At 37.7% G+C, this 2,772-nt stretch carries 3 protein-coding genes; 2 read left to right on the forward strand and 1 reads right to left on the reverse strand.

Annotation, left to right across the window (positions count from 1 at the left end; genetic code table 11):
- The coding region (locus QZT73_RS07885) for a response regulator transcription factor (protein ID WP_291787543.1) at positions 1 to 594 on the forward strand (594 nt) is incomplete at its 5' end.
- A gap of 140 nt (positions 595 to 734) precedes the next feature.
- Here QZT73_RS07885 and QZT73_RS07890 read toward each other — a convergent pair.
- Positions 735 to 1,904 (reverse strand): patatin-like phospholipase family protein, encoded by a 1,170-nt coding sequence (locus tag QZT73_RS07890; protein ID WP_291785133.1) that lies wholly within the window; start codon positions 1,902 to 1,904, stop codon positions 735 to 737.
- 266 nt (positions 1,905 to 2,170) lie between these two features.
- Between QZT73_RS07890 and QZT73_RS07895 the strand changes: the two genes are divergently transcribed.
- Positions 2,171 to 2,632: a DUF1456 family protein gene (locus QZT73_RS07895; RefSeq protein ID WP_291785130.1), complete on the forward strand. Its 462-nt coding sequence runs from the start codon at positions 2,171 to 2,173 to the stop codon at positions 2,630 to 2,632.
- Positions 2,633 to 2,772: the final 140 nt, after the last annotated feature.

Raw genomic sequence — 2,772 nt, forward strand, 5'->3', positions numbered from 1 at the left:
ATGAAGCTTCTCTTGGAAGATCAATCTGAAATTGAAGTAATAGGATATGCACTTTCTGGGGAAGAAGCGTTGGAAGTAGTGCCTGTTCTTCTACCGGATATAATATTAATGGATATCAATATGCCGGGTCTAAACGGAATCGAAACCAGTAAAAAGATCCTTTCTCAATTTCCAGATATCAAAATTATAGCGATTTCTATGCATAAAGAGGCCAGTTTGATAAAATTGATGCTGGGAAATGGTGCCAAAGGATACGTACTCAAAAATGCAGGTAAAGATGAAGTCACTTATGCCATTCATCAAGTTTATAAAGGAAAAATTTTTCTTGATGATACCGTCAACGAGATTGTCATTCAAACTGTAACCAATAGCGGCAAACAAAAGCTTACCCAACATCTTCCCCAACTTTCTCGCAGAGAGAAAGATGTGCTTCGTCTGATTGTAGAAGAACATACAACCCAGGAAATTGCTGATAAGCTGTTTATTAGCTTTGGGACTGTTGAAACACATCGCAGGAATATGCTCATTAAAACAGGGGCCCGCAACACAGTTGGTCTGGTAAAATTGGCAATAGAATATGATCTACTAAAATAGAAATCATATATTGACCTTAAATTAACTTTCAGCATGGGGAAATTAATTTACCTCGTCAATTTTGTTTATAAAAAAAAAAAAATTGGGTAGATACCTTTATCAAATAATTAAAGGATAAAGATAAAAGGTGTTTTTTCTGCTTAAACAATGGTGAACTTTCTAAGGTCTCCATTTTTTAAATGCTTATCTAAAGCCATTCTTGCTTTTTCTTTCCCATGATCAATCCGTTTTTTAATTTGGAGTCTGTTTGCAGTAAGGGTATCACCCAAAACATTATTCTCTGGCTGAATAATTATTGCTTCAAAAAACTTCAGTGGCTTTCCTTGGGAATTATTGGTAAAGTCATAGTCATAAATCACCTGGTCTGGATTGTTTTCTTTGACCTGTTTGACCAGATAGTTTTTGTCCATAAACTCTTTGATGTCATTATTAAAGATCTCTGTAATGGAGATTTCTACCAATGATCTTAGTGCTATCTGCGCAATATTCCTCTTGGCATCCGGTTCGTCTTTCAAAATATCTCCTGAGTTGCAATTGATAATGATGATGGTAAAATCATCATCTGGATAAGTTTTCGATATTTCTTTGATCACATCGCTGAGAGGAGAAACATTCCTGATACCCCCATCCACGACCTGACGGGCTGGTTCCACTTTAGATTGGGCCCTGATGTTCTCTATTGGCTTCCAAATAATGGGCATGGCTGTGGAAGCAAGAACCGCTTCCAAAAAGTCATCATCCGTATCAAAGTCCACATGCTTGGTGGCAAAATACTTGCCATCTACTAGAGAAACATAACCACATTTGTAGATAGTACCTTCAATATTCCCCTTCTTTGCGTAAACTTTCAGCTTATTTCTAAGCGGCAAATTGTCAGCAATGGCCTGAAAATTCTGGAATTCATCCCTTAAAGCATCTATAATTCTAGCCCGATTAAAAATCGCTCTCCATAATACATTTCTGGTTGTTTTCGGAAAATGCTTTTTGATACTTTCCCATGATATCTTCATTTTCAATTTTGGGTTTGGGTCTGAATGATCTGGGCGGGTGTCAATAAAATCAGACTGGTAAATTTCACTCACCCCATTTTCAGCCACTTTATCCCATAATTCAAGCAAATCATCAAACTTATCCTGGGCAATCAAAAGACCATTTAGTGAGCCAACAGATACCCCAGCAATCACATCAAAATGCATATTGGGTTTTCCGGGGACAACCTTTCCCCAATTTTCTTTCAGGTAAGCCAGGGCTCCAACCTGAAAGGCTCCCTTAAATCCTCCCCCACTCAATACCAATGCCGTCTTTTTCATGTGGATGAATATTTGGTTTTACATAAAAATAGTTTAATTCCGCTAAATTCAAAACTATACTTTATTTAAAAGCCTATCAAAGATCCCTGCATTACCCTGAAGTGAATTTTCTGATCTTCTCATTGGCAATTCCTTGCTATTCGGGGTTATAAAAAAAAGCTGGACCTAACCGGTCTCGCTTTTTACCGGTAGTTCTATTTCTTCTCCTGATTCATATAATTATTTTGTTAATTTTAAATCTTGAACGCCATACAAAAAAGAAACACATGTCCAACAACGATATTCTTAGAAGCCTTCGATATACCTTTGATTTCTCCGATGATCAGATGATGCAACTTTTCAAACTCGGAGGATTGGAAGTCAGCAGGGCAGAGGTAAGTGATTGGCTCAAAAGGGAAGATGACCCGGAATTTAAGGCCATTTATGATGTCGATTTGGCAGCCTTACTTAATGGGCTCATCATCAAAAAGCGTGGTAAAAGGGAAGGAGAAGAACCTAAACACGAAAAAACGCTCAGCAACAATATCATCTTTCGAAAGCTAAAGATTGCATTGGACATGAGAGACGAAGATATTTTAGAGGCCTTGGCATCAGTGGATTTTAAGTTTGGAAAGCACGAACTTAGTGCCTTATTCCGCAAGCCCACCCAAGCCCAGTACAGACCTTGTAAAGATCAAGTCTTGCGTAATTTTTTGAAGGGTTTACAAGTGAAATTCAGACCTGGTTGAATGAAACGCTTCATTTAATCAATCTTTAATTCAAGCCTATAAACTGTGAAATAATCCTTTTCGATCTCCCAATCCGGCTTCTCCATTGCCCACAATTCCCCATTTCGAAGGATAATATTTCTAGGATCCACATTTTCAAG

It is taken from the genome of Cecembia sp. (genome assembly GCF_007126775.1).
Lineage (GTDB): Bacteria > Bacteroidota > Bacteroidia > Cytophagales > Cyclobacteriaceae > Cecembia.